Source organism: Pantoea endophytica, assembly GCF_002858935.1.
GTDB lineage: Bacteria > Pseudomonadota > Gammaproteobacteria > Enterobacterales > Enterobacteriaceae > Pantoea > Pantoea leporis.
This window is the reverse complement of the sequence record NZ_PJRT01000002.1, coordinates 255,438-281,563: the sequence shown is the minus strand read 5'-3', so window position 1 is coordinate 281,563 and position 26,126 is coordinate 255,438. Positions and strand designations below refer to the sequence as shown.

Here is a 26,126-nt window from a genome sequence, read left to right as displayed (position 1 = left end):
AATAAATAATGCATCAAGATAAAGATCTCTCAACGTGGCAGACATTCCGTCGACTCTGGCCGATGATTGCGCCCCACAAGGCTGGCCTGTATGTGTCAGCGGTGGCGCTGATACTCAATGCGGCAGGCGATACCCTGATGCTCTCTCTGTTGAAACCTTTACTGGATGATGGCTTCGGTAAAGCAGACAGATCCGTAATGCTGTGGATGCCGCTAGTGGTAATTGGCCTGATGCTGGTACGTGGCGTGACCAGCTATATCTCCAGTTACTGCATCTCTTGGGTGTCCGGCAACGTTGTCATGAACATGCGTCGCCGCCTGTTCGGCCATATGATGGGCATGCCGGTAACCTTCTTTGATCAGCAATCAACGGGGACGCTGCTGTCACGCATCACCTACGATTCTGAACAGGTGGCCTCTTCCTCTTCCAGTGCACTGGTTACGGTGGTGCGTGAAGGGGCCTCAATCATTGGCCTGTTCATCATGATGTTCTATTACAGCTGGCAGCTGTCTTTGATTCTCATTGTGCTGGCACCGATCGTCTCCTTTGCTATTCGTACTGTTTCCAAACGTTTCCGCAGCATCAGTAAGAACATGCAGAACACCATGGGACAGGTCACCACCAGCGCCGAACAGATGCTAAAAGGGCATAAAGAAGTGCTGATCTTTGGTGGCCAGGAAGTGGAGGCCAAGCGTTTTTCTCAGGTCAGTAACAGGATGCGCCAACAAGGCATGAAACTAGTGTCAGCATCTTCAATCTCTGATCCGGTAATCCAGTTGATTGCCTCGCTGGCACTGGCATTTGTGCTTTATGCCGCCAGTTTCCCAAGCGTGATGGAAACGCTGACAGCCGGTACCATCACCGTGGTCTTCTCATCCATGATCGCCTTGATGCGTCCGCTCAAGTCACTGACCAACGTGAATGCACAGTTCCAGCGCGGTATGGCGGCTTGTCAGACGCTGTTCTCGATTCTTGACAGTGAGCAGGAAGTGGATAACGGCAAGCGTGAAATGGATCGTGCTAAGGGTGATGTGGAATTCCGCAACGTGACCTTTACCTATCCAGGCCGTGAAATTCCTGCGCTGCGTGATATCAACCTGTCGCTGCCTGCCGGTAAAACCGTTGCACTGGTCGGCCGTTCTGGCTCTGGTAAATCCACTATGGCCAGCTTGCTGACGCGCTTCTACGACATTGATAGCGGTGAAATTCTGCTGGATGGCCACGATCTGCGCGAATACACCCTGCGTTCACTGCGTAATCAAGTGGCGTTGGTTTCCCAGAACGTTCATCTCTTCAACGACACCGTCGCCAACAACATTTCTTATGCCCGTAATGGTCAATACACGCGCGAGCAAATCGAGCAGGCTGCGACCATGGCGCATGCAATGGACTTCATCCAGAAGATGGATAATGGCCTTGATACCGTGATAGGTGAGAATGGCGTGCTGCTTTCCGGTGGTCAGCGTCAGCGTATTGCGATTGCGCGTGCGTTACTACGCGACTGTCCGATTTTGATTCTCGATGAAGCCACATCAGCGCTCGATACCGAATCTGAGCGGGCGATTCAGGCCGCACTTGATGAGCTGCAGAAAAATCGCACCTCACTGGTGATTGCGCACCGTCTGTCGACCATTGAGAAAGCCGATGAGATCGTCGTAGTTGAAGATGGTCGCATTGTCGAACGCGGTACTCACAGCGTGCTGCTTGAACAGAAGGGCGCCTATGCGCAGCTTCACAAACTGCAGTTCGGTCAATGATCGAACGGATCTGGAGCGGGCGCTCGCCGTTATGGCTGCTGCTATGGCCACTGAGCCTGCTTTATGGGGCGATCACCCTATTGATTCGCCTCAGCTTCCAGCGCGGTTGGCGAAAAAGTTGGCGCGCGCCTTGCCCTGTGATTGTGGTGGGGAACCTCACCGCAGGTGGGAATGGTAAAACGCCCGTAGTGATTTGGTTGGTGCAGGCGCTGCAACAACGTGGAGTACGAGCTGGCGTGGTGTCGCGGGGTTACGGTGGAAAAGCTGAACGTTATCCGCTGCTGGTTACCGCTGAAACGCCCACGGCGCAGGCCGGCGATGAACCTGTGCTGATCGCTCAACGCACGCAAGTGCCGGTCGCCGTTGCGCCACGGCGGCGTCTGGCGGTAGAAGGCTTGCTCGCTGCGCACGATCTGGATGTGATTATCACCGATGATGGCCTGCAGCATTACGCGCTGCAGCGCGATCGCGAAATCGTGGTGGTGGATGGGATGCGTCGTTTTGGTAATGGCTGGTGGTTACCGGCTGGGCCGATGCGTGAACGCGCCTCACGACTTAGCACCGTAAATGCGGTGATCGTTAACGGCGGCGATGCGCAGGCGGGCGAAATTGCGATGTCATTGCAGCCCGGTCTGGCGGTCAACCTGATCAACGGTGCAAGCGTGGCGTTAGCGCAATTGCCGGAAATTGTCGCGATGGCCGGCATAGGTCATCCGCCGCGCTTCTTCAACACGCTTAAGCAGCAAGGCATCAAGCCAGTGGCTGAAATTGCCTTCGCCGATCACCATGCTTACAGCGAAGACGAATTGCGGCGTCTGACTCAGGCAGATCAGTGCTTGCTGATGACGGAAAAAGATGCGGTAAAATGCCGTAGTTTTGCTCGCCCAAACTGGTGGTATTTGCCGGTTGATGCGCATCTGCAAGGCGCGGCGGTGACAACCTTGTTAGACGATATCACCCATCTCTGCACTACCGCGCGAGACGCCCGTTCGCGCTAACCACCAAAAAGGGAATGGAGTTATGAACCTCGTCGCTTCCCTCTCGTTGCAAACTGCTCGTCATCTGCATCTGGCTGCTCAGGGACTGTTACGTCCTTTAGGCCGACGTGCGCGCTTTGCTGATATACACGCGACTGTGCGTCAGATGTCTTTGCTGCAAATTGATACCATCAATGTGGTGGCACGCAGTCCTTATCTGGTGCTGTTTAGCCGCCTTGGCGCGTATCAGACCAACTGGCTGGAAGAGGCGCTGGCCTCGGGCGCATTATTTGAATATTGGGCTCATGAAGCCTGTTTTATTCCTTTCGAAGATTACCCGTTGCTGCGCCACCGCATGCTGGAACCGCAGCGACTGGGCTGGAAGTACAACCAACGATGGGTTGAGGAACATCAACAGGAAATCACTGACCTACTGCAACACATCTCCGTCAACGGCCCAGTGCGAGCAGCCGATTTCAGTAATGATAAACAGACCAAACCGGGCTGGTGGGCGTGGAAGCCGCATAAGCGTCATCTGGAGAATTTGTTCAGTGCGGGTCAGTTGATGGTGGTGGAGCGGCGCAACTTCCAGCGGGTTTACGATCTGCACAGCCGCGTGATGCCGGACTGGATTGATGAACAGCATGCGTTAAGTGAAGACGAAGCGGTGTTACAGATGCTGAGTCACAGCGCATGCAGTCTCGGCATTTTCCGTGGCAGTTGGTTAGCCGATTATTACCGGCTCAAACGCGCACCGCTCAAGTCATGGCTTGAGGATGCGGCTGCGCGCGGAGAAATTGTGCGTGTTGAGGTCGAGCAACTGGGCGAAATGTGGTTACACCACGCATTATTGCCGCTGCTGGAAAAGCCACTCTCTGCCACACATACCGCGCTGTTGTCACCCTTTGATCCAGTGGTTTGGGATCGTCGTCGCGCGCTGGAGCTGTTTAATTTTGATTACCGCATTGAGTGCTATACGCCTGCGGAAAAGCGCAAATATGGTTATTTTGTCCTGCCGGTCCTGCCGGTCCTGCCGGTCCTGCCGGTCCTGCCGGTCCTGCCGGTCCTGCATCGCGGATTATTGAAAGCGCGCATTGATGCCAAAATGGAGCGTCAGGCGCAGCAATTAGTGGTTCGTGCATTCTGGCTGGAAGAGGGCACACGCATCAGTAACGCTTTCCTTAATGACGTCCAAAAAGCCATTAATCGCTTCGCCGCGTGGCAAGGCGCCAACCAAGTGATTATCGAAAATGCGCCGGCAGAACTGCTGGCTGCCTGGTCAACTCGCTGGTCGATTGGTGAATAAAGCTGCCATTTGTCCGGCTTGAGTGCGTCATTCACGCGCACGCTATTATGCTATGCTACCCGTCTGAATCGGTCCTGAATGGAGAAGATTATGGATCACCGTTTACTCGAAATCGTTGCTTGCCCGGTATGCAACGGAAAACTCTATTTCAACAAAGAGCAGCAAGAGCTGATCTGTAAACCGGATGGCCTGGCTTACCCGGTACGTGACGGTATTCCAGTGCTGCTGGAAGTGGAAGCGCGTACGCTGTCTGTTGAAGAGATCCATCCATGAGTTTTGTTGCCATTATTCCTGCACGTTATGCTTCAACCCGTCTGCCCGGCAAACCGCTGGTGGATATTCAGGGTAAACCGATGGTGCTGCACGTTATGGAACGCGCCCGTGAATCGGGTGCCGATCGCGTAATTGTCGCCACCGATCATCCGGATGTGGCTGCGGCGGTAACGGCGGCTGGCGGCGAAGTGTGCATGACGCGGGTCGATCATCAGTCCGGAACTGAGCGTTTGGCCGAAGTGATCGAAAAGTATCAGTTTGCCGACGACACGATCATCGTTAACGTGCAGGGCGACGAGCCGATGATCCCGGCGGAGATTGTACGTCAGGTGGCAGGTAATCTGGCGCAATCTGAAGCCGGGATGGCGACGCTGGCGGTGCCGATCACCGATGCAGAAGAAGCCTTTAACCCGAACGCGGTAAAAGTAGTGATGGACGCCAAAGGTTATGCGCTCTACTTCTCACGCGCCACCATTCCCTGGGATCGCGAGCGTTATGCGCGTTCGCGCGAGCAGATTGGCGACACGCTGCTCCGCCACATTGGCATCTACGCCTATCGCGCCGGTTTCATTCGTCGCTACATCGCGTGGGAACCTTGCCCGCTGGAGAACATTGAGTTGCTCGAACAGCTGCGCGTGCTGTGGTACGGTGAAAAGATTCACGTCGCGGTGGCAAAAACTATCCCAAGTGTTGGGGTGGATACGCCGGAAGACCTTGAGCGGGTTCGTCTCGCTATGCAGGGTTAATCTCCGACCGGCCAGCGGCTCTCGCTGGCCTGAAAGTTTGATCTGGCGCTAAGCTTTGCGCCGCCATCACCTCCAGCATATTCCAGCCCTTTGACGTCGGAGGATATTGCATGGAACAGCTCCGTTCAGAACTCGCGTTGGTGCTTGGTGAAAGCATCAGTCGTCTCGAAACCATTAGCGAGCAGGCGCACACGCGGCTGTATGCGCTTTACGATAACGCCGGTAAACCGATGCCGCTGGTGGCGAAATATTTTCGTCATCAGGGACGCGCTGCGCTGGAAGCTAAAAAACTGACCATGCTCGGCCATGATGGCTTGATCGCCGTGCCTGCCGTGTTTGGTCTGGTGCTCAGCCAGCAAAAGCCGGTACATGAAATGTTGCTGATGGCACGCTTTAACGGTGTTTCTGCGGAAGCTCCGGCCCGCAGCGCAGCGCGCTGGGAACAGCTGTGCGAACAGATCGTCGAAGGCGTGCTGGCGTGGCATCGTATTGACAGCCATGGCTTAGTCGGCAGCGTGGACAGCGTGCAGGAAAATAACTGGCCCGCATGGTATCGCCAGCGGGTGGATGTATTGTGGTCAACGCTGGGTTATTTGTCACCGCCGTTTTTTACACTGGAAGATCGTCAGATTCTGTTTCGCAGCCGTCAGCTATTACCGCGTCTGTTCAACGGTTTTGACGATCCCTGCGTATTGATGCACGGCAACCTGCGCTTAGCCAGTATGTTAAAAGATGCGCACAGCGATCAGCTTATTGCCATGATGCAGCCGGGCAACATTCTCTGGGCACCGCGCGAATACGATCTGATGCGCCTGGCGGATAGCGGCGCAGAAGCGTCACTGCTGCAGCACTATCTGCAGCGCGCGCCTGTGGCGGAAGGTTTCCTCTGGCGGCGCTGGTTGTATCAGCTGTGGGATTGCGTCGACACGTTGGTCAGCAGCGGACAGTTTGACCGTCCGCGCTTCGATCACGCCCGCGCGCAATTACTCCCCTGGCTGGGTTGAGGTGAGATCGTCACCGCGCAGCTTCTGCCAGGTTTGTCCCAGCGTTTCATAGGTCGCACGCTCACTGTGTGCCAGCCACAGCGGTGACGGAATAGCGCGTTCCCACCAGTTTAGCGGCGAGGTCACTGCCAACTGATTTGCCGGTGCGGCCAGCGGATTCATGCCGGCACTTTGAAAGAAATGCATGGCACGCGGCAGATGGTTGGCGGAAGTCACCAGTAAGAACGGGTGTTCACCAATCGTCTGTTTCACCGCGCGAGCTTCGCCAATCGTATCTCTTGGTTGATCCAACTGAATAATCGCTGCTGATGGCACGCCCAGACTTTCCGCCACTTCGGCCGCCACGCTGGCGCTGCTGCGTGGGTTTTCGCCGGCTGCTGCGCCTGTAAAGATCATTTTGGCCTGCGGATAGCGCCGCCACTGACGCACGCCTTCGGCCACGCGCGGCAGACTGTTATTAATCAAGTTGGAACTCGGTGCCCAATTCGGATTGAAGGTATAGCCGCCGCCGAGCACCACGATATAATCGACCGGCTCGTTACCGTTCCAGGTTGGATAATGATTTTCCAGCGGTGACAGCAGGCGATCGGCAACCGGCTGCAGGCTCAAAATCAGCAGCAGCAGCCAGCTGCAAGAGATGAGGATTTTGCCGCTTTTTTGCCAGCGGCTGAACCAGAGCAGCAAAAGTCCTGCCGCCATCAGTAATAACAGCAGCGGCAAGGGAAGCAACATCCCGCCAATGACTTTTTTAAATGCGAAAAACATCGAATATGGCCTCTTTTGTCCAAAAAAACAGCTGCCAGACGGTTACTGCGGCATGAAAGGTTCATTCTTGTTGAGCCTGTGACAAAATAGCACAAGTTGAATGCAGCAAAGCGGAGCCATCATCATGCAGGATCGTAACTTTGACGATCTGGCGGACAAATTCTCACAGAACATTTATGGCACGCGCAAAGGGCAAGTGCGCCAGGCGATTGTCTGGGACGAACTGGAAGCTCTGTTACCGACATTGCCTGCCGGATCCTTGAAGGTGCTGGATGCCGGCGGCGGCGTGGGACAAGTCTCAAGCGGCCTGGCGGCGCGCGGTCATCAGGTTGTGCTGTGCGATCTCTCTGCTGAGATGCTGAAGCTGGCGGAAGCCCATGCGCTTGCCGCGGGTGTGAGCCACAACATGCAATTCAAACAAATTAGCGCCCAGCAGGTGGGCGAACATTTGGATACGCAGGTTGATCTGGTATTGTTTCACGCGGTGTTGGAATGGGTCGCGCATCCGGAAGAGGTGCTGCAAGCGTTGTGGCACACGCTCAAGCCCGGCGGCGTGCTGTCGTTGATGTTTTACAACGCTCACGGCTTAACCTTCCGCACCCTGACGCTTGGCAACTTCGGCTATATGCGCGCCAATATGAGCAAACGTAAAAAGCGCACGCTGTCGCCCGATTTCCCGCGCGATCCGGATGATGTGACGCGTTGGCTGACAAACTGCGGATTTGAAATTGAACGGCGTGCGGGCATTCGCGTCTTCTGTGATTACATGAAGCCGCAACCCGGCGCAGGGAAGAGCGTTGAGGAAATCATTGAGATGGAACGGCGTTTCTGTCGCCAGGAGCCCTTTTTAAGCTTAGGGCGCTATATCCACGTGACCGCGCGCAAACCCAGCCAGAAGGATCAACTATGAGCGAATTTTCCCAGACGGTCCCCGAATTGGTGGCATGGGCGCGCAAGAACGATTTTTCGCTTGCGCTGCCGGTAGAACGTCTGGCCTTTTTGCTGGCCATCGCCACCTTAAACGGTGAGCGCATGGACGGCGAGATGAGTGAAGGCGAGCTGATTGACGCGTTTCGTCACGTTAGCAAAGCATTCGAACAAACCCACGAAACCGTGCAGGTCCGTGCCAATAACGCCATTAACGACATGGTGCGTCAGCGCTTGCTGAACCGCTTTACCAGCGAGCTGACGGAAGGGCACGCCATCTATCGCCTGACGCCACTCGCCATCGGCATTACCGACTATTACATCCGCCAGCGCGAGTTCTCCACGCTGCGCCTGTCGATGCAGCTGTCGATTGTGGCGCAGGAGTTGAAACGCGCCGCGGATGCCGCCGAAGAAGACGGTGATGAATTCCACTGGCATCGTAACGTGTTTGCGCCGCTGAAATATTCGGTGGCGGAAATCTTCGATAGCATCGACATGACGCAGCGTCTGATGGATGAGCAGCAGCAAGCGGTGAAAACCGATATTGCCGATCTGCTTAACAAAGACTGGCGCGCGGCGATCTCCAGCTGTGAAATGTTGCTGTCGGAAACGTCCGGTACGCTGCGTGAACTGCAGGATACGCTGGAGGCGGCGGGCGATAAGCTGCAGGCCAACCTGCTGCGCATCCAGGATGCGACGCTGAGCAGCCCGGATCTGGGCTTTGTCGATAAGCTGGTGTTTGACCTGCAAAACAAGCTCGATCGCATCATCAGCTGGGGCCAGCAGGCTATCGATCTGTGGATCGGCTACGACCGCCACGTACACAAGTTTATTCGTACCGCCATCGACATGGATAAGAACCGCGTGTTTGCGCAGCGTTTACGCCTGTCGGTGCAAAACTATTTCGATCAGCCGTGGGCGCTGACCTACGCCAATGCCGATCGTCTTTACGATATGCGCGATGAAGAGATGACGCTGCGTAATGACGAGGTGATGGGCGAGCTGCCGCCGGAAATGGAATACGAAGAGTTTAATGAGATTCGCGAGCAGCTGGCCGCGATGATCGAAGAGGCGCTGCAGATTTATAAGCAGGAGCAGAAGCCGCTCCATCTGGCCACGGTGATGCGCGACTATCTGTCGCAGTATCCGCGCGCGCGCCACTTTGATCTGGCGCGTATCGTCATCGATCAAGCGGTGCGACTCGGCGTGGCCGAAGCTGATTTAGCCGGTCTGCCTGCGCAATGGCAGGCCATTAATGATTACGGAGCCAAGGTGCAGGCACATGTCATCGACAAATATTGAACAAGTGATGCCAGTCAAACTGGCATTGGCTCTGGCAAACCCGATTTTCCCGGCGCTCGATAGCCAGTTACGCGCGGGTCGCCACATTGGCATTGAAGAGCTGGATAATCACGCCTTCCTAATGGATTACCAGGAATATCTCGAAGAGTTTTACGCGCGCTACAACGTTGAGCTGATCCGCGCGCCGGAAGGCTTCTTCTATTTACGTCCGCGTTCAACCACTTTGATTCCACGCTCGGTGTTGTCCGAGCTGGATATGATGGTGGGCAAAATTCTTTGCTATCTCTATCTCAGCCCGGAACGTCTGGCGAATGAGGGGATTTTTACCCAGCAAGAGCTGTACGACGAACTGCTGTCGCTGGCCGATGAGAGCAAACTGCTCAAGCTGGTCAATCAGCGTTCCACCGGTTCCGATCTTGACCGCGCCAAGCTGCAGGAAAAAATGCGCGCGTCGCTGAGTCGCCTGCGCCGTCTCGGCATGGTGTGGTTTATGGGCAACGACAGCAGCAAATTCCGCATCACCGAATCAGTGTTCCGCTTTGGCGCCGACGTGCGCAGCGGTGACGATGCGCGTGAAGCGCAGCTGCGCCTGATACGTGACGGTGAAGCGATGACGCTGGAAAGTGCGCCGGCTGCGACTGAGAACGATGAAGCAGATAACGATATTGACGCTGAAAGCGACGCGAGTGATAACGCGGAGGATGAACAAGCATGATTGAACGCGGTAAATTTCGTTCGCTAACGCTGATCAACTGGAACGGCTTCTTTGCCCGTACTTTTGATCTTGATGAACTGGTCACCACGCTTTCGGGCGGTAACGGTGCGGGTAAATCCACCACCATGGCCGCCTTCGTGACGGCGATGATCCCCGACTTAACCTTGCTGCACTTCCGTAACACCACCGAAGCCGGTGCAACTTCCGGTTCGCGTGATAAAGGTTTGCACGGCAAGCTACGCGCCGGCGTCTGTTATTCGGTGCTGGATGTGGTTAACTCACGCCATCAGCGCGTGATCGTTGGTGTACGTCTGCAGCAGGTGGCGGGACGCGATAAAAAGGTCGATATCAAACCATTCAGTATTCACGGCTTGCCGAGCGATTCACAGGCGACCGATATGCTGACCGAAATCCTTAATAACCGTCAGGCGCGCGTGTTGCCGCTGACGGAAGTGAAGGAGCGTGTGGAAGCGCAGGAAGGCGTGCAATTCAAACAGTACAACTCGGTCACCGATTACCATGCGGTGCTGTTCGAGCTCGGTGTGGTGCCGCGTCGTCTTCGTAACGCCAGCGATCGCAGTAAGTTCTATCGCCTGATTGAAGCTTCGCTGTACGGCGGTATCTCCAGCGCTATCACCCGTTCACTGCGCGATTACCTGCTGCCAGAAAACGGCGGTGTGCGTAAAGCCTTCCAGGATATGGAAGCCGCGCTGCGGGAAAACCGCATGACGCTGGAAGCGATTCGCGTCACCCAATCCGATCGCGACCTGTTTAAGCATCTGATCTCGGAAGCCACCAACTACGTTTCCGCCGACTACATGCGCCACGCCAACGAGCGTCGTATTCACCTCGACGGTGCGCTGCAGCTGCGTAATGAGCTGTTTACCAGCCGCAACCAGCTGATTTCCGAGCAGTATCGCCACATTGAAATGGCGCGCGAGTTGGCCGAGCACAGCGGTGCTGAGAGCGATCTGGAAAGCGATTATCAGGGCGCTAGCGACCATCTGAATCTGGTGCAAACCGCCATGCGCCAGCAGGAAAAAATCGAGCGTTATGATGCCGATCTGGAAGAGCTGACCTATCGCCTCGAAGAGCAGAACGAAGTGGTTGCCGAAGCGCGCGAAGTGCAGGAAGAGAATGAAGCACGCGCCGAAGCGGCTGAAGTGGAAGTCGATGAGCTAAAAAGCCAACTCGCCGATTTCCAGCAGGCGCTCGACGTGCAACAGACGCGGGCAATCCAGTATCAGCAAGCTTTGCAAGCATTGGAAAAGGCGCGCACGCAGTGTCAGCTGCCTGATTTAACCATCGATAACGCGGCCGAATGGCAGGAAACCTTCCAGGCGCGTGAAGAAGAAGCCACCGAGCGCCTGCTGCGTCTGGAACAGAAACTGAGCGTCGCCGAAGCGGCACACAGCCAGTTTGAGCAAGCGTTAGCGTTAGTTACCAGCATCGCAGGTGACGTCAGTCGTCAGGATGCGTGGCAAGTGGGGCGCGAATTACTGCGCGACGCTGGCAATCAGCGCCACCAGGCCGAACAGCTTTCCTCGCTGCGTCTGCGCCTCAATGAATTAGAAACCCGTCTGCGTGAGCAGCATGATGCTGAGCGTTTGCTGGCGGATTTCTGCAAACGTCAGGGCCAGCAATACGATGCGGATGCGCTGGACGGCTTGCAGCGTGAACTCGAAGCGCAGATTGAGCAACTGAATAGCAGCGTTGCCGATGCCGGTGAACGCCGCATGTTGATGCGTCAGGAGCTGGAGCAGCTGCGTAAACGCATCACTGCGCTGACCGCGCGTGCGCCACACTGGCTGGCGGCGCAGGAAATCCTGACGCAGCTGAGCGAGCAAACCGGTCAGGAGCTGACCAGCAGCCAGCAAATCACCGAATTTATGCAGCAACTGCTGGAGCGCGAGCGTGAAACCACGGTTGAGCGCGACGAGCTGGCCGCGCGTAAGCGCGAAGTTGAACAGCAGATTGAACGTCTGAGCCAACCGGGCGGTGCGGAAGATGCGCGACTGACGCAGCTGGCGGAACGTTTTGGCGGCGTGCTGCTGTCGGAAATTTATGATGACGTTACGCTGGATGATGCACCGTACTTCTCGGCGCTATACGGTCCATCGCGCCACGCCATCGTGGTGCCAGATCTGTCGCTGGTGCGCGACCTGCTCGACGGTTTAGACGAGTGCCCGGAAGATCTCTATCTGATTGAAGGCGATCCGCAAGCCTTTGACGACAGCGTATTTAGCGTCGAAGAGCTGGAAAAAGCGGTGGTGGTGAAAGTGGCTGAGCGTCAGTGGCGCTACTCCCGCTTCCCGAAAGTGCCGCTGTTTGGTCGCGCGGCGCGTGAAAACCAGCTTGAGTTGCTGAACAACGAACGTGAACAGCTGGCTGAACGTTATGCCACGCTGTCGTTTGATGTACAGAAAACCCAGCGTCTGCATCAATCCTTTAGCCGCTTCATCGGCAGCCATTTAGCGGTGGCGTTTGACGAAGATCCGGAAGCGCAGATTCGTCAGCTTAACAGCCGTCGTGGCGAGCTGGAGCGGGCGCTGGCGCAGCATGAAAATGACAATCAGCAGCAGCGCGCGCAGTTTGAGCAGGCAAAAGAGGGCGTCAGCCAGCTGAACCGCCTTTTGCCACGCGTTAATCTGCTGCTCGACGACACGCTTGGCGATCGCTGTGAAGAGATCCGCGAGCGCGTTGAAGAAGCACAGGAAGCCGCGCGTTTCCTGCATCAGCACGGCAGCAAACTCAGCAAGCTGGAGCCGCTGATTGCGGTACTGCAAAGCGATCCGCAGCAGCACGATCAGCTGCAGCGCGACTATCAGCAGGCACAGCAGCAGCAGCGTGATGCGCGTCAGCAAGCCTTTGCGCTGACCGAAGTGGTGCAGCGCCGCGCGCACTTCAGCTATGAAAGTTCGGCTGGCATGTTGGGTGGCAACAGCGATCTCAACGAACAGTTGCGTCAGCGTCTGGAGCAGGCGGAAGGCGAGCGCAGCCGCGCACGCGAACGTCTGCGTGGACATCAGGCCCAGCTGACGCAGTATTCGCAGGTGCTGGCATCGCTAAAAAGTTCATACGATGCCAAACGCGACATGCTTAAAGAGTTGCAGCAAGAGATGCAGGATATCGGCGTGCATGCCGATGCCAGTGCAGAAGAGCGCGCGCGCATTCGTCGTGATGAGCTGTATAGCGCGCTAAGCCACAACCGTGCGCGTCGCAACCAGCTGGAAAAACAGATCACCTTCTGTGAAGCCGAAATGGACAGCCTGCAGAAAAAACTGCGCAAGCTGGAACGCGATTATCATCAGATTCGTGAGCAGGTGGTCAGCGCGAAAGCGGGCTGGTGCACGGTATTGCGTCTGGTGAAAGAGAATGGCGTTGAGCGTCGTCTGCATCGTCGCGAGCTGGCCTATCTCAGCGGCGATGAGCTGCGTTCGATGTCGGATAAGGCGCTGGGTGCGCTGCGTCTGGCGGTGGCGGATAACGAACATCTGCGCGATGTGCTGCGTATGTCTGAAGATCCGAAACGTCCGGAACGTAAGATTCAGTTCTTTATCGCGGTGTATCAGCATCTGCGCGAACGTATTCGCCAGGACATCATTCGTACCGACGATCCGGTTGAAGCCATCGAGCAGATGGAGATTGAGCTGAATCGTCTGACCGAAGAGCTGACGGCGCGTGAACAGACGCTGGCAATCAGCTCACGCAGTGCGGCGAACATCATTCGTAAAACCATCCAGCGCGAGCAAAACCGTATTCGCCAGTTGAACCAGGGGTTGCAGGCGGTAAGCTTTGGTCAGGTGCGCAGCGTGCGCCTCAACGTGAACGTGCGTGAAGCGCACTCAACGCTGCTGGATACGCTGTCGGAAGAGCATGAACAGCATCAGGATCTGTTTACCAGCAACCGATTAACCTTCTCGGAAGCGCTGGCGAAACTTTATCAGCGCCTGAATCCGCAGATCGATATGGGCCAGCGCACGCCGCAAACCATCGGTGAAGAACTGCTCGACTACCGCAACTATCTTGAGATGGAAGTGGAAGTGAACCGTGGCACTGACGGCTGGCTGCGTGCAGAAAGTGGGGCGCTCTCTACCGGTGAAGCGATCGGTACCGGGATGTCGATTCTGGTGATGGTGGTACAGAGCTGGGAAGAGGAATCACGTCGTCTGCGTGGCAAAGATATTTCGCCGTGTCGTCTGCTGTTCCTCGATGAAGCGGCACGTCTTGATGCGCGTTCGATCGCCACACTGTTTGAGCTGTGCGAACGTCTGGAGATGCAGCTGATCATCGCGGCGCCAGAGAACATCAGCCCGGAAAAAGGCACCACCTACAAACTGGTGCGTAAAATGTTCAATAACACCGAACATGTGCATGTGGTTGGGCTGCGCGGCTTCTCGGCAGATCCTGCACCGAGCAAGGATCAAAGTCCTAAGGTCGGTCTTGAATATGAGAATTCATAGCGCTTAATCTGGTTAAAAAACAGCACTACGTTTAATCTGTATGCGGCATCTGCACTGAGAGGCAGATGCCGTTTTTTATTCGTATACTCAACATTATGAGTATGGCTGTACATGGCGATCACAGGGCGCTATGTCATTGGTGAGAAGGGGGCAGGGATGTTGCTAAACAATAAGAGCAAAATGAGTCGTGCTGCAGTAGCACTCGGTTTGTCACTGGTACTATCGCCGCTGGCTGTGAGCCATGCGGCCATCACCTCCACGCTACCCAATTCAACGCACCACAGTTCGATGTCGGTTGCTGCCAGCCAGCAGCAGATTCAGCAGGCGTTCAGCGCCACTGAACAACCTTTCTATTTGCCCGGTTTAGCCGGTATTTATGCGTCGCGCGATATGGCTCCGCTGTGGCAAGACCCGCAAGCGGTGCAGGCTTTCCAACAGCAATTGGCGGAAGTGGCGCTCTCTGGCGTGCAGCCGCAATTCACCCGCTGGGTTGAGCGTCTGACCAATCCGAACATCAAAGGCCTGGCGCGCGACATCGTGCTCAGTGATGCGATGCTTGGCTATCTGCAGTTTGTTGCCAATGTGCCGACGCAGGGCGAAACCTGGCTTTACAGCAATGTGCCTTACAAGCTGACCATGCCATCTCTGGCGGCCATCAATCAGTGGCAAAATGCGGTGAACGGCGGCGGCAGCCGGACTTTTGTGGTCTCGTTGCAACCGCAGCATCCGCAATATGCGCCGATGCATAATGCGCTGAAAACGCTACTCACCGACGATCGCCCATGGCCACAGCTGCGTGATACCGTTACGCTACGCCCAGGGCAGATCAGTAATGATGTGCCTGCGCTGCGTGAGATTCTGCAACGCACCGGCATGTTGACCGCCAGCCATAGTACTACGCCAACGCCGGCGGAAGACGCGGTGCCAACTGCGCCGGTTCCGGTGAGCCAAAGCAATCAGCCGGTGGCGGTGAGCCCGTCTGCGGCAAACTTTGATGATATTGATGCGGCTCCGGCACTCGCTGCGACGCCTGAAGTGGCCAATAATGTGGCTGCTAATCCGACGGCAACCGGACCCAACGTCTATGACGCTGCGCTGGTGGAGGGCGTTAAACGCTTCCAGCACTGGCAGGGATTGGCCGATGACGGCGCGATTGGTCCACGTACCCGTGAATGGCTGAATGTGCCGCCGCAGATGCGTGCTTCGCTGCTGGCGCTCAACATACAGCGCCTGCGTCTGCTTCCGGATGATATGCATAACGGCATCATGGTGAACATCCCAAACTATTCGCTGACTTACTACAACAACGGCGCCACCATTTTGTCATCACGCGTGATTGTGGGTCGTCCTGACCGCAAAACGCCGCTGATGCGTAGCGCGCTGAATAATGTGGTGCTCAATCCACCGTGGAACGTGCCAACCACGCTGGTGCGCCAGGATATTGTGCCGAAGGTGAAACAGGATCCGACTTATCTGTATAAGCACGGTTATACGCTGTTGTCGGGCTGGAGCGCGGATGCGGAGGTGATCGATCCTTCGATGATTGACTGGCGTATGGTGTCGGCCGCGAGCTTCCCGTATCGCATTCGACAGGCGCCGGGCGCAACCAACTCACTGGGTCGCTACAAATTCAACATGCCGAGTTCGGATGCGATTTATCTGCACGATACGCCGAACCATAACCTGTTCCAGCGCGATATTCGTGCGCTCAGTTCGGGCTGTGTGCGCGTGAATAAAGCCTCAGAACTGGCCGATCTGCTGTTGCAGGATGTGGGCTGGAACGACGGCCGTATCTCAGACACCTTGAAAGAGGGAAATACCCGTTACGTGCCGATTCGCCATCGTATTCCTGTGAACCTTTACTATTTAACCGCATGGGTCGCAGATGACGGCCAGCCGCAATATCGTACAGATATTTACAATTATGATAATCCCGCCCGTTCCGGTAGTCAGGTACTGCATAAAGCCGGTCAGTTGTTACTCTAGTAATTGATTTGGCTGTTTTCTCTTCACATGAATTTAACCAAGACCAGTCTCGAAAATTTGATTTTGAGCTGGTTTTGGTCTTCTGCAACATATTCTGGGTTGACTGAGTCTTAGGCGGACGTTAATGTTCGGCCTTGTGTACTTTTCGCACATATTTTATCCGCTTTAGATTAGGTAACCTCGCTTCATGGCTAATATTGATTCTCAACGTCGTCGATTACTCTTGATTGGAGGCGCAGCAGCAGGATTATCACTGCTTCCTGGCTCCGCTCTGGCTTCGCTTTCCACCGCCCGCCCACGAGTATTGACGCTTAGTAACCTTCACACCGGTGAAACCCTTAAAACGGAGTTTTTTAACGGTAAGCGTTATGACAAGGATGAGTTAGCCCGCTTAAATCACTTCTTCCGTGATTACCGCGCCAATCAGGTGAAGACCATCGATCCCCATCTTTTTGACCAGCTTTACCGCCTGCAAACATTGCTGGATACGCGTAAGCCGGTGCAGTTGATCTCGGGTTACCGCACCTTAGCCACCAACACCATGCTGCGTGAATCGGGCCCGGGCGTGGCGAAAAAAAGCTATCACACTAAAGGACAAGCGATGGATTTTCACATTGAGGGAATTTCGTTGAGTAATGTTCGCAAAGCGGCGTTATCTATGCGCGCCGGTGGTGTAGGATATTACCCGCGCAGCAACTTCGTACACATAGATACCGGGCCCGCAAGGCACTGGTCCTGATACCGGCAGCGCTGCGTGTGTCGGTCATGGAGCGCTATGAATTACCAAATTATTCCGGTTACGGCTTTTTCCCAAAACTGTTCAGTTATATGGGATGACAAAACCCAACAAGCCGCACTGGTCGATCCCGGCGGCGATGCGGAAACCATCAAAGCCGTGCTGGCAGAACGCGGTTTAACGCCGTCGCAGATCCTGCTCACGCATGGACATCTTGATCACGTTGGTGCCGCTGCCGAGCTAGCGGCACATTATCAGGTGCCCATTGTCGGTCCGCATCCGCTCGATGCTTTCTGGCTAGATAATCTGCCCACACAAAGCCGTATGTTCGGTTTGCCCGAGTGTGCGCCGCTCACGCCCGATCGCTGGCTGGAAGAGGGTGAAACTGTGCAGGTTGGCAATGTCACGCTGGAAGTGCTGCTTTGTCCGGGCCATACGCCGGGACATATCGTGTTCTTTGATCGGGCTGGGCGTCTTCTGATTTCGGGAGATGTGATTTTCAACGGTGGCGTTGGACGCACCGATTTCCCGCAGGGCAGCCACAGCGACCTGATCGATGCGATTAAAACCAAGCTGTTGCCGCTAGGCGATGATGTGACTTTCGTGCCGGGGCACGGGCCTATCTCGACGCTAGGCCGCGAACGCATCAGCAATCCGTTCCTGCAAGAATAAAAAAATGGGCCCTTTTGGCCCATTTGTCGTTATTTGCCGCCTGATTTATAAAACTGCGACAATCGCCTCACACAGCGCCGACATATTATCTGGCGTCATGCCTGCCATGTTAACGCGACCCGAGTTCACCGCATACACGCCAAACTCCTCACGCAGACGCACTACCTGATCTTTGGTCAGGCCGCTGAATGAGAACATGCCGTTCTGCTTGATGATGAAGCTAAAGTCTTGATTAGCGCCTTTCTCCGCCAGTGTGTTCACAAACAGCTGACGCATGCGCTGGATGCGCTGACGCATATCGGCCAGCTCCTGAATCCAGATGGTGCGCAGCGCGTCATTGCTGAGGATGGCGGCGACGACCGCCGCGCCGTGTGACGGCGGGTTAGAGTAGTTGGCGCGAATGGTGTATTTCACCTGGCTAAACGCAGTTTTCGCTACGTCGCTGCTCGCTGCAACCAGCGTTAGTGCACCTACACGCTCATTATACAAACCGAAGTTCTTCGAGTAAGAGCTGGCAACAATCAGTTCCTGATGTGATGCGGCAAAAATACGCAGCCCTTGCGCATCTTCATCCAGACCGCGAGCAAAGCCTTGATAAGCGAAATCAAACAGCGGCAGCCATCCTTTCTCTAGCGAAAGTTGCGCCAGCTGTTGCCATTGCTCTGCAGACGGATCAACGCCAGTTGGGTTGTGGCAGCAGCCGTGGAACAGCACTACATCGCCTGCTTTGGCTTCCTGCAGCGATGCCACCATGGCGTCGAAATCCAGGCTGTGGCTTGCGGCATCGTAATAATCGTAATCACACACTTCAAGGCCAGCAGCGTTGAACACATTGTTATGGTTCGGCCAGCTTGGGTTGCTCACCCAAACGCGCTTGACGCTGGTCTGGTTTGCCAGAAAATCTGCCGCTACGCGCAGGGCGCCGGTGCCGCCTGGCGTTTGTGCGGTGCATGCGCGACCCGCAGAAATCAGCGCGCTCTCTTTGCCGAACAGCAACTCCTGCGTGCATCTTGCGAAATCCGCCAGACCATCAATGCTCAGGTAGTTCTTGGTGGTTTCATTTTCCAGCAAATACTGCTCAGCTTTTTTAACACTGGTGAGGACCGGCGTTTTACCGGTTTCATCTTTATAAACACCAATGCCAAGATTGATTTTATTCGGCCGGTCATCGGCACGAAAAAGGTCAGCCAGTCCCAGAATAGGATCGGCGGGTGCGGCAGAGATCGATTCAAACATGAGTCAGTTCCGTTTAGGTGAACTTTAGCGAAATGAGCTATCAGGTTAACGTCAGTCGGCACGCTTGCCAACCGCTGATATAAAAAAGAAATATGTCGGTGAGATAAAGTAGAAAAGCTAATTGCGAAGCCGATCACTGAAATGCAAAACGGAGCCCGAAGGCTCCGTTTTTAGGTATTACGCAAATCTAATCAGGTGATTAGAACTGGTAAACCAGGCCAACGCCAACAACGTCGTCGGTGCTCACGCCCTGAGCGCGGGTGTAATCGTTGTCATCCAGCAGGTTGATTTTGTAGTCAACATAGGTAGACATGTTTTTGTTGAAGTAGTAGTAGGTACCCACTTCGATGTATTTAACCAGGTCAGCATCGCCACCAGCGAAGGTTGCACCGTTAGCGGTGTTACCGTTCAGCTGCTTACCTTTTGACTGCAGGTAAGCGATGGATGGACGCAGACCGAAGTCGAACTGGTACTGTGCAACCACTTCAAAGTTCTGAGTTTTGTTAGCAGTCTGACGAGCAGTGTTACCGTAAGCAGTAGTGTTACGTGCTTCACCGTAGAACGCTGCCAGGTAGACGTTGTTAGCATCATATTTCAGACCGAAGCCGTATGCGTCAGCTTTATCGCCATTGCCGTCCAGTGCTTGCTGATCGGTACGGTCAGAAGAAGCGTATGAACCTACAACGCTAACACCCATGCCGGTGTCATAAGCTACAGAAGTACCCCAGCCGTCGCCGTTGTCATGCAGTACGTCACGACCTTCGTTTTTGCCTTGATACTGTGCAGCGAAGCTCAGGCCATCAACCAAGCCGAAGAAGTTGCTGTTACGGTAAGTAGCCAGGCCGTTAGAACGACCGATCATGAAGTTGTCATTTTCCTGGTACATGGTGTCATCACCAAATACCGGCAATTGGTCGGTGTAAGACATTGCGTCATAGATAACGCCGTAGTTACGACCGTAGTCGAATGAACCTGCATCGCCAAATTTCAGACCTGCAAAGCCCAGACGAGTTTTAGAACCGCTGGTGCCCTGAGATTCTGCAACGTTTGCCTGAACGTTGTATTCCCACTGGCCATAACCGGTCAGTTGGTCAGTAATCTGAGTTTCGCCTTTGAAACCGAAACGCACATAAGTTTGGTCACCATCATCGCCAGCGTTATCAGAGAAAGTATGACGCGCATCAACTTTACCGTACAGGTCCAGTTTGTTGCCGTCTTTGTTATAAATTTCTGCTGCGTTTGCTGCGCCGGCAGCTAACAGAGCAGGGATAACCACTGCAAGAATGTTGCGCTTCATCATTTTTTATTACCCTCATTGGAGTTATTTGGACATCTGCCACTGCTGCCAAGAAATCTTTACAGAACCTTGAAAGAAGTTTGATGTCTCCTGTGTCTGCACGCATCTTTCCATCACAGGGTTGCTAATTCTAGCCCGAAGATGATTCAAATCTCGCAATTAAGTATCAAAAGGAAAAATTGTATGACAATTTGTAAAAATTCGGGAACTTTGTGAGAGAACTCTAAATTTACAAAAATAAAAAAAGGCCGGCTAGGCCGACCTCTTTATATATATGAATTACTTATAATTAATCGCTAAATTTAGAAATTCGCGTTGCGAGGGGTACGTGGGAAGGGGATAACATCCCTTACATTTTGTACGCCGGTGACATAGGCGATTAATCGTTCGAAACCTAATCCAAAGCCGGCATGTGGCACGGTGCCGTAACGGCGCAGGTCACGATACCACCAATAATCTTCTTTATTGAGTCCCATTTCTGCCAGACGTGCATCCAGCACATCCAGACGCTCTTCACGCTGTGAACCCCCGATGATTTCGCCGATGCCTGGCGCGAGAACATCCATCGCCGCTACGGTTTTGCCATCTTCGTTCATGCGCATATAGAAGGCTTTAATGTCTTTCGGGTAGTTTTTCACTACCACCGGCGCCTTGAAGTGCTGCTCGGCGAGATAACGCTCGTGTTCGGATGAGAGATCCACGCCCCAGGATACCGGGTTCTCGAAGCTCTGGCCGCTTTTCAGCAGGATTTCAACCGCATCGGTGTAATCCACCTGAGCAAAGTCGGTCTGTACGAAGCGCTCCAGACGCGCAACCGCATCCTTGTCTACACGCTCAGCAAAGAACGCCATGTCGTCGGCGCGCTCGTTCAGCACAGCCTGGAACACATATTTCAGCATGGATTCTGCCAATGCGGCCGCATCATCCAGCGTCGCGAACGCCACTTCCGGCTCCAGCATCCAGAATTCCGCCAGGTGACGGCTGGTGTTGGAGTTTTCGGCGCGGAAAGTGGGACCAAAGGTATACACCTTAGACAGCGCACAGGCGTAAGTTTCGGCGTTGAGCTGGCCCGATACGGTCAGGAAGGCTTCTTTACCGAAGAAGTCTTTATCGAAATCGATTTTGCCCTGCGGATCGCGCGGCAGGTTTTCCAGGTCCAGCGTCGAAACGCGGAACATCTCGCCGGCACCTTCGGTATCCGAAGCGGTGATCAGCGGAGTAGAAACCCAGAAATAACCGTTTTCGTGGAAGAAGCGATGCAGCGCCTGCGCCAGCGTATGACGCACGCGCGCCACGGCGCCTACAAGGTTGGTACGCGGACGTAGATGCGCCACTTCTCGCAAATATTCGATGCTGTGACGTTTCGCCGCCATCGGATAGGTATCCGGATCGTCAACCCAGCCAGTAACTTCAACGTTAGTCGCCTGCAGCTCGAAAGCCTGGCCTTCGCCCGGCGATTCGACCACTTTACCGGTAATGATTACCGAGCAACCGGTGGTTAGACGCAGCACTTCATCCTGATAATTATTCAGAGAGTTATTGACGACGGCCTGAACGGGATTAAAGCAGGAACCGTCGTAAACGGCGATAAAGGAAAGACCAGCTTTGGAATCTCTTCGGGTACGCACCCAACCACGTACGGTGACTTCACTGTCAACCGCGACACGGCCGTGCAGTACATCCGCTACAGGCACAACGCTCATAAAGTTCTCTCTATATATAAAAGAAGGTGGATAAAAGCCCTTATTCAGGGTTTTGCTATGTTACTTGCGAGCCCACAGGAAACAAGCAAAATTGCCGGGTAAACAGGAGATTTGTTGCGTGAGAGCAGGGCGCAAGCGCCCTGATATAAGAATCAGCTGGCTCTTTTGACCAGCGGCAGATCGAAGGCTTTGCGTAAGGCGCGCACGAAGGCTTTATCCTGGCAAATGGTTTTGCCGGGGCTGTCGGAGAGTTTTGCCACCGGTTTGCCATTGCAGCTCACCAGTTTGATCACGATATTCAGCGGCGTAACGCCCGGAATATCGCAGGACAAGCGTGTTCCGATACCGAACACCACGTTGGCACGTTGGCCAAAGTGGCGATAGAGCGCTAGCGCTTTGTCCAGATTGAGGTTATCCGAGAACACCAGCGTTTTGCTTTTGGGATCGATATCCAGCCGCTGATAGTGCGCAATGGCTTTTTCACCCCATTCCAGCGGATCGCCGGAGTCATGGCGCAGGCCTTGATAACGATGCGCAAAGCCCGGGCCAAAGTCGCGCAGGAAAGCATCCATGGTGATGCAGTCGGTTAAAGCGATGCCTAACTGATCGTCATACTCATCCAGCCAGGATTGCAGCGCCGCACGTTGGCTGTTCGCCAATACCGGGCTGATTTGCTGGTGTGCCTGGAACCATTCATGCGCTTGCGTACCCACCGGATTAAGCTGCAGGCGGCGCGCCAAATCGTAGTTGCTGGTGCCCACCAGCCACGGAAACTCCGCTTTAAGCGTAGCGACGATCGCTTCCTGTACCGCTTTGGAGTAGCGGCGCCGCGTGCCGAAATCCATTAGCTGGAAGCGCGACATATCCCAATCGCCGACCTGCTGACGGAAATTCGTAAGCTTATGCTGCAAGTGCGCAACCGCCTGATCCACACCCATCTGCGGCGTGCGGTGGCGATGCACCACCTCACTGATCAGCGCCAGCAACGGCACTTCCCACAAAATCACTTCACGCCACGGCCCGCTGATCTGAATGGTCAGATGGCCGTTGTTGTTACGCACGTTGACTTGTGAGGGATCGAGGCGGAACTGGCGCAGCCAGTCAAGGTAATCGCGTTGGAAGAAAGGCAGCCCGCTGAGGTGGTGATACTCATCGTCGCTCAGGGCGAGCGTTTGCAGGGTTTCAATTTGTGCGCGGATCTCGTCCGCATAAATACCGAGCAGTTCGTCGCCACGGCAGCGAAATTCCGCCGTAACCGGGACATCATAATAGCGATGATAGACGGCCTGCTGCATGTGAAGCTTATACGCATCGGTATCAAGCAGCGTGGTCAAAATCGGGGAAGCATGTCCAGTCATGGTGCGTTTCAGCATCCTCTTCCGCGGAGCAGAGCCCGGTGTTCAACAAAGTCATAAAGACGCAGGAGTATAAAACAGTAATGACCGCGATCACACCATAATTGCGGGTGGCAGGTCGAGGGTCATTTGTGCCATTGTTAATGAATTGTAGCCTTTTCAACGAACGCACGCATAGACCGTGGCAACCGAGGCACAACCCGCTTAGACTTTGACGGGTCAACATATTAACGAATAACGATGCGAGAAGGACTTATGACGCAACAGCCGCAAATTAAATATCGCCACGATTACCGTGCGCCGGATTACACCATCACCGATATCGACCTGACTTTTGATCTTGATGCAGCTTCGACGCGCGTCACGGCAGTCAGTCAGGTGAAGCGTATTGGCGCTGCCAATGCGGAACTGCGTTTAGATGGCGAAGATCTCACGCTAGTATCGCTGGCGGTGGATGGCAATCCGTGGTCGCATTACCGCGAAGAAGAGGGCGCGTTGTTCATTAGCCAGTTACCGGACAACTTCACTCTGACCATCATTAATGACATTCATCCGGATAAAAACACCGCGCTGGAAGGGTTATACCAATCCGGCGATGCGCTTTGTACCCAATGTGAAGCCGAAGGTTTCCGCCATATTACGTGGTATCTCGATCGCCCAGACGTGCTGGCGCGCTTCACCACCACCATTATTGCCGATGCCGCGCGTTATCCTTATTTACTCTCTAACGGTAACAAGCTGGAGAGCGGTCGCCATGAAGATGGCCGCCATTGGGTGAAGTGGCAAGATCCGTTCCCAAAACCGTGCTACCTGTTTGCGCTGGTGGCGGGTGATTTCGACGTATTACGTGATAGCTTTACCACGCGTTCAGGCCGCAATGTGGCGCTGGAGATTTTTGTCGATCGCGGCAACCTTGATCGTGCTGATTGGGCGATGACCTCGCTGAAAGCCAGCATGAAGTGGGATGAAGAGCGCTTTAACCTTGAGTACGACCTCGACATCTTTATGATCGTCGCGGTGGATTTCTTCAATATGGGGGCGATGGAGAACAAAGGCCTTAACGTCTTCAACTCCAAATATGTGCTGGCGAAAGCCGAAACCGCCACCGACAAAGATTACCTCGGCATTGAAGCGGTGATCGGTCACGAATATTTCCACAACTGGACCGGCAACCGCGTGACCTGCCGCGACTGGTTCCAGCTCAGCCTGAAAGAGGGGCTGACAGTGTTCCGCGATCAGGAGTTCAGCTCCGATCTCGGTTCGCGCGCGGTGAACCGTATCGATAACGTACGTGTGATGCGCGGTGCGCAGTTCGCGGAAGACGCCAGCCCAATGGCGCACCCGATCCGTCCGGATCAGGTGATCGAAATGAACAACTTCTATACCTTAACGGTGTATGAGAAAGGGTCAGAAGTGATCCGCATGATGCACACCTTGCTGGGCGAAGAGAATTTCCAGAAAGGCATGCAACTCTATTTCGAGCGTCACGATGGCAGCGCCGCCACCTGCGATGATTTCGTGCAGGCGATGGAAGATGCATCGAACGTCGATCTGTCGCAGTTCCGCCGCTGGTACAGCCAGGCGGGCACGCCAATCCTGACGGTGCGCGATGACTACAATCCAGAGCTGGAACAGTACACGCTGCACGTCACCCAGCGCACGCCGGCCACCGCCGAGCAGAAAGAGAAGCTGCCGCTGCACATTCCGCTGGATATCGAACTGTACGATAACGAAGGCAAGGTGATCCCGCTGCAGCATAACGGTCATCCGGTGCATCACGTGCTGAACGTCACCGAAGAGTTCCAGACCTTTATTTTCGATAACGTTTACTTCCAGCCGGTGCCATCGCTGCTGCGTGAATTCTCTGCGCCCGTGAAGCTCGACTACAAATGGAGCGATGCGCAACTCACCTTCCTGATGCGCCACGCGCGTAATGACTTTGCGCGCTGGGATGCGGCGCAAAGCCTGCTGGCAACCTACATTCGCCTCAACGTCGCACGTCATCAGCAGGGCCAGCCGCTATCGCTGCCGCTGCATGTGGCTGATGCGTTCCGCGCGGTGCTGCTGGATGAGCAGGGCGATCCGGCGCTGAAAGCGTTGATTCTTTCGCTGCCGTCTGAGAATGAAATCGCCGAACTGTTTGATGTCATCGATCCGCTGGCGATCTCAGCGGTGCGCGATGCGCTGGTGCGTACGCTGGCTAAAGAGCTGAGTGACGAATTCTTTGCGCTCTATCTGGCCAACCAAAGCAGCGAATACAAAATTGAGCACGCGGAGATTGGCAAGCGCACGCTGAAAAATGTCTGCCTCGGTTACCTGGCCTTCGCCGATGCGGCACAGGCGGACAAGATGGTGCAGGCGCAATATCAGCAGGCAAACAACATGACCGATGCGTTAGCGGCGCTGTCTGCAGCGGTGGCGGCGAACCTGCCGTGCCGCGATACGCTGCTGGCGGCCTACGATGAGCGCTGGCATCAGGATGGTCTGGTGATGGATAAATGGTTTGTGCTGCAAGCCACCAGTCCAGCGGCGGACGTGCTGAGCAACGTGCGTGAGCTGCTGAATCACCGTTCGTTCACCATGGGCAACCCGAACCGCATCCGTTCACTGATTGGTGCGTTCGCGACTGGTAATCCCGCGGCGTTCCACGCTAAAGATGGCAGCGGTTATCAGTTCCTGGTGGAGATGTTGACCGATCTCAACACGCGCAACCCGCAAGTGGCTGCACGCATGATCGAGCCGCTGATTCGCCTGAAACGCTACGATGCCGATCGTCAGGCGCTGATGCGTAAAGCGCTGGAAACGTTGAAAGGGCTGGATAAGCTGTCGGGCGATCTGTACGAGAAAATCACCAAGGCGTTAAACGCGTAAGAAAACCATGCGCAATAAATTGCGCCGCTACGAAT

19 protein-coding genes are annotated in these 26,126 nt (G+C 54.9%); 14 read left to right on the top strand and 5 right to left on the bottom strand.

Annotated elements, in window-relative coordinates; all coding sequences use genetic code 11:
* Positions 1-8: 8 nt before the first annotated feature.
* The 6 genes from msbA to PZBJ_RS02025 all read left to right on the top strand — a co-directional run bounded on the left by msbA (position 9) and on the right by PZBJ_RS02025 (position 6,063).
* Entirely contained in the window at positions 9-1,757 is a 1,749-nt protein-coding gene (gene msbA, locus PZBJ_RS02050) for a lipid A ABC transporter ATP-binding protein/permease MsbA (RefSeq protein ID WP_101760956.1), read from the top strand.
* The gene (gene lpxK / locus PZBJ_RS02045) at positions 1,754-2,755 is read left to right on the top strand and encodes a tetraacyldisaccharide 4'-kinase (protein ID WP_101760955.1); all 1,002 of its coding nucleotides are present in this window, start codon (positions 1,754-1,756) and stop codon (positions 2,753-2,755) included. The genes msbA and lpxK overlap by 4 nt, the downstream gene beginning before the upstream one ends.
* A gap of 22 nt (positions 2,756-2,777) precedes the next feature.
* On the top strand, positions 2,778-4,040 hold the full coding sequence (locus tag PZBJ_RS02040) for a winged helix-turn-helix domain-containing protein (protein ID WP_101760954.1): 1,263 nt from the start codon (positions 2,778-2,780) through the stop codon (positions 4,038-4,040).
* Between the two features lie 90 nt (positions 4,041-4,130).
* The gene (locus PZBJ_RS02035; protein WP_007887424.1) at positions 4,131-4,313 is read left to right on the top strand and encodes a Trm112 family protein; all 183 of its coding nucleotides are present in this window, start codon (positions 4,131-4,133) and stop codon (positions 4,311-4,313) included.
* A complete protein-coding gene (gene kdsB, locus PZBJ_RS02030) occupies positions 4,310-5,059 on the top strand; it encodes a 3-deoxy-manno-octulosonate cytidylyltransferase (RefSeq protein ID WP_101760953.1) in 750 nt (249 codons plus the stop codon). Before PZBJ_RS02035 ends, kdsB begins: the two co-directional genes overlap by 4 nt.
* A gap of 110 nt (positions 5,060-5,169) precedes the next feature.
* Complete coding sequence (locus tag PZBJ_RS02025) at positions 5,170-6,063, top strand: YcbJ family phosphotransferase (RefSeq protein ID WP_101760952.1); 894 nt, start codon at positions 5,170-5,172, stop codon at positions 6,061-6,063.
* Here the strand turns inward: PZBJ_RS02025 and elyC are convergent.
* On the bottom strand, positions 6,043-6,828 hold the full coding sequence (gene elyC / locus PZBJ_RS02020) for an envelope biogenesis factor ElyC (RefSeq protein WP_101760951.1): 786 nt from the start codon (positions 6,826-6,828) through the stop codon (positions 6,043-6,045). The two genes, PZBJ_RS02025 and elyC, sit on opposite strands and share 21 nt — an antisense overlap.
* A 124-nt stretch (positions 6,829-6,952) precedes the next feature.
* On the opposite strand from elyC, the gene cmoM reads away from it, so the two are divergent.
* From cmoM to PZBJ_RS01985, 7 genes are all read left to right on the top strand, one after another.
* Positions 6,953-7,738: a tRNA uridine 5-oxyacetic acid(34) methyltransferase CmoM gene (gene cmoM, locus PZBJ_RS02015; protein WP_101760950.1), complete on the top strand. Its 786-nt coding sequence runs from the start codon at positions 6,953-6,955 to the stop codon at positions 7,736-7,738.
* Positions 7,735-9,057 carry a chromosome partition protein MukF gene (gene mukF, locus PZBJ_RS02010; protein ID WP_007887410.1) on the top strand — a complete coding sequence of 441 codons (1,323 nt, stop codon included), beginning with the start codon at positions 7,735-7,737 and terminating at the stop codon, positions 9,055-9,057. The genes cmoM and mukF overlap by 4 nt, the downstream gene beginning before the upstream one ends.
* Complete coding sequence (gene mukE / locus PZBJ_RS02005) at positions 9,038-9,772, top strand: chromosome partition protein MukE (protein WP_101760949.1); 735 nt, start codon at positions 9,038-9,040, stop codon at positions 9,770-9,772. The genes mukF and mukE overlap by 20 nt, the downstream gene beginning before the upstream one ends.
* The gene (mukB, locus tag PZBJ_RS02000; RefSeq protein WP_101760948.1) at positions 9,769-14,235 is read left to right on the top strand and encodes a chromosome partition protein MukB; all 4,467 of its coding nucleotides are present in this window, start codon (positions 9,769-9,771) and stop codon (positions 14,233-14,235) included. Before mukE ends, mukB begins: the two co-directional genes overlap by 4 nt.
* Positions 14,236-14,391: 156 nt before the next feature.
* Complete coding sequence (ldtD, locus tag PZBJ_RS01995; protein ID WP_101760947.1) at positions 14,392-16,221, top strand: L,D-transpeptidase; 1,830 nt, start codon at positions 14,392-14,394, stop codon at positions 16,219-16,221.
* Positions 16,222-16,408: 187 nt separating this feature from the next.
* Positions 16,409-16,960: a peptidoglycan L,D-endopeptidase MepK gene (mepK, locus tag PZBJ_RS01990; RefSeq protein WP_101760946.1), complete on the top strand. Its 552-nt coding sequence runs from the start codon at positions 16,409-16,411 to the stop codon at positions 16,958-16,960.
* 36 nt (positions 16,961-16,996) lie between these two features.
* Entirely contained in the window at positions 16,997-17,629 is a 633-nt protein-coding gene (locus PZBJ_RS01985) for an MBL fold metallo-hydrolase (RefSeq protein WP_101760945.1), read from the top strand.
* A gap of 45 nt (positions 17,630-17,674) precedes the next feature.
* Here PZBJ_RS01985 and PZBJ_RS01980 read toward each other — a convergent pair whose 3' ends face one another.
* From PZBJ_RS01980 to pncB, 4 genes are all read right to left on the bottom strand, one after another.
* Entirely contained in the window at positions 17,675-18,865 is a 1,191-nt protein-coding gene (locus PZBJ_RS01980) for an amino acid aminotransferase (protein WP_101760944.1), read from the bottom strand.
* A 199-nt stretch (positions 18,866-19,064) separates the two neighbouring features.
* Positions 19,065-20,165: a porin OmpC gene (ompC, locus tag PZBJ_RS01975; RefSeq protein WP_101760943.1), complete on the bottom strand. Its 1,101-nt coding sequence runs from the start codon at positions 20,163-20,165 to the stop codon at positions 19,065-19,067.
* A gap of 299 nt (positions 20,166-20,464) precedes the next feature.
* On the bottom strand, positions 20,465-21,865 hold the full coding sequence (asnS, locus tag PZBJ_RS01970; RefSeq protein WP_101760942.1) for an asparagine--tRNA ligase: 1,401 nt from the start codon (positions 21,863-21,865) through the stop codon (positions 20,465-20,467).
* Positions 21,866-22,017: 152 nt separating this feature from the next.
* On the bottom strand, positions 22,018-23,238 hold the full coding sequence (pncB, locus tag PZBJ_RS01965; RefSeq protein ID WP_101760941.1) for a nicotinate phosphoribosyltransferase: 1,221 nt from the start codon (positions 23,236-23,238) through the stop codon (positions 22,018-22,020).
* A gap of 237 nt (positions 23,239-23,475) precedes the next feature.
* Between pncB and pepN the strand changes: the two genes are divergently transcribed.
* On the top strand, positions 23,476-26,091 hold the full coding sequence (pepN, locus tag PZBJ_RS01960) for an aminopeptidase N (RefSeq protein WP_101760940.1): 2,616 nt from the start codon (positions 23,476-23,478) through the stop codon (positions 26,089-26,091).
* Positions 26,092-26,126 lie beyond the last annotated feature (35 nt).

What these genes read in the sequence shown, in the direction of transcription:
- msbA (WP_101760956.1), top strand. Translation starts at nt 9, where the DNA reads ATGCATCAAGATAAAGATCTCTCAACGTGGCAGACATTCCGTCGACTC.
- lpxK (WP_101760955.1), top strand. Translation starts at nt 1,754, where the DNA reads ATGATCGAACGGATCTGGAGCGGGCGCTCGCCGTTATGGCTGCTGCTA.
- PZBJ_RS02040 (WP_101760954.1), top strand. Translation starts at nt 2,778, where the DNA reads ATGAACCTCGTCGCTTCCCTCTCGTTGCAAACTGCTCGTCATCTGCAT.
- PZBJ_RS02035 (WP_007887424.1), top strand. Translation starts at nt 4,131, where the DNA reads ATGGATCACCGTTTACTCGAAATCGTTGCTTGCCCGGTATGCAACGGA.
- kdsB (WP_101760953.1), top strand. Translation starts at nt 4,310, where the DNA reads ATGAGTTTTGTTGCCATTATTCCTGCACGTTATGCTTCAACCCGTCTG.
- PZBJ_RS02025 (WP_101760952.1), top strand. Translation starts at nt 5,170, where the DNA reads ATGGAACAGCTCCGTTCAGAACTCGCGTTGGTGCTTGGTGAAAGCATC.
- elyC (WP_101760951.1), bottom strand. Translation starts at nt 6,828, where the DNA reads ATGTTTTTCGCATTTAAAAAAGTCATTGGCGGGATGTTGCTTCCCTTG.
- cmoM (WP_101760950.1), top strand. Translation starts at nt 6,953, where the DNA reads ATGCAGGATCGTAACTTTGACGATCTGGCGGACAAATTCTCACAGAAC.
- mukF (WP_007887410.1), top strand. Translation starts at nt 7,735, where the DNA reads ATGAGCGAATTTTCCCAGACGGTCCCCGAATTGGTGGCATGGGCGCGC.
- mukE (WP_101760949.1), top strand. Translation starts at nt 9,038, where the DNA reads ATGTCATCGACAAATATTGAACAAGTGATGCCAGTCAAACTGGCATTG.
- mukB (WP_101760948.1), top strand. Translation starts at nt 9,769, where the DNA reads ATGATTGAACGCGGTAAATTTCGTTCGCTAACGCTGATCAACTGGAAC.
- ldtD (WP_101760947.1), top strand. Translation starts at nt 14,392, where the DNA reads ATGTTGCTAAACAATAAGAGCAAAATGAGTCGTGCTGCAGTAGCACTC.
- mepK (WP_101760946.1), top strand. Translation starts at nt 16,409, where the DNA reads ATGGCTAATATTGATTCTCAACGTCGTCGATTACTCTTGATTGGAGGC.
- PZBJ_RS01985 (WP_101760945.1), top strand. Translation starts at nt 16,997, where the DNA reads ATGAATTACCAAATTATTCCGGTTACGGCTTTTTCCCAAAACTGTTCA.
- PZBJ_RS01980 (WP_101760944.1), bottom strand. Translation starts at nt 18,865, where the DNA reads ATGTTTGAATCGATCTCTGCCGCACCCGCCGATCCTATTCTGGGACTG.
- ompC (WP_101760943.1), bottom strand. Translation starts at nt 20,165, where the DNA reads ATGATGAAGCGCAACATTCTTGCAGTGGTTATCCCTGCTCTGTTAGCT.
- asnS (WP_101760942.1), bottom strand. Translation starts at nt 21,865, where the DNA reads ATGAGCGTTGTGCCTGTAGCGGATGTACTGCACGGCCGTGTCGCGGTT.
- pncB (WP_101760941.1), bottom strand. Translation starts at nt 23,238, where the DNA reads ATGCTGAAACGCACCATGACTGGACATGCTTCCCCGATTTTGACCACG.
- pepN (WP_101760940.1), top strand. Translation starts at nt 23,476, where the DNA reads ATGACGCAACAGCCGCAAATTAAATATCGCCACGATTACCGTGCGCCG.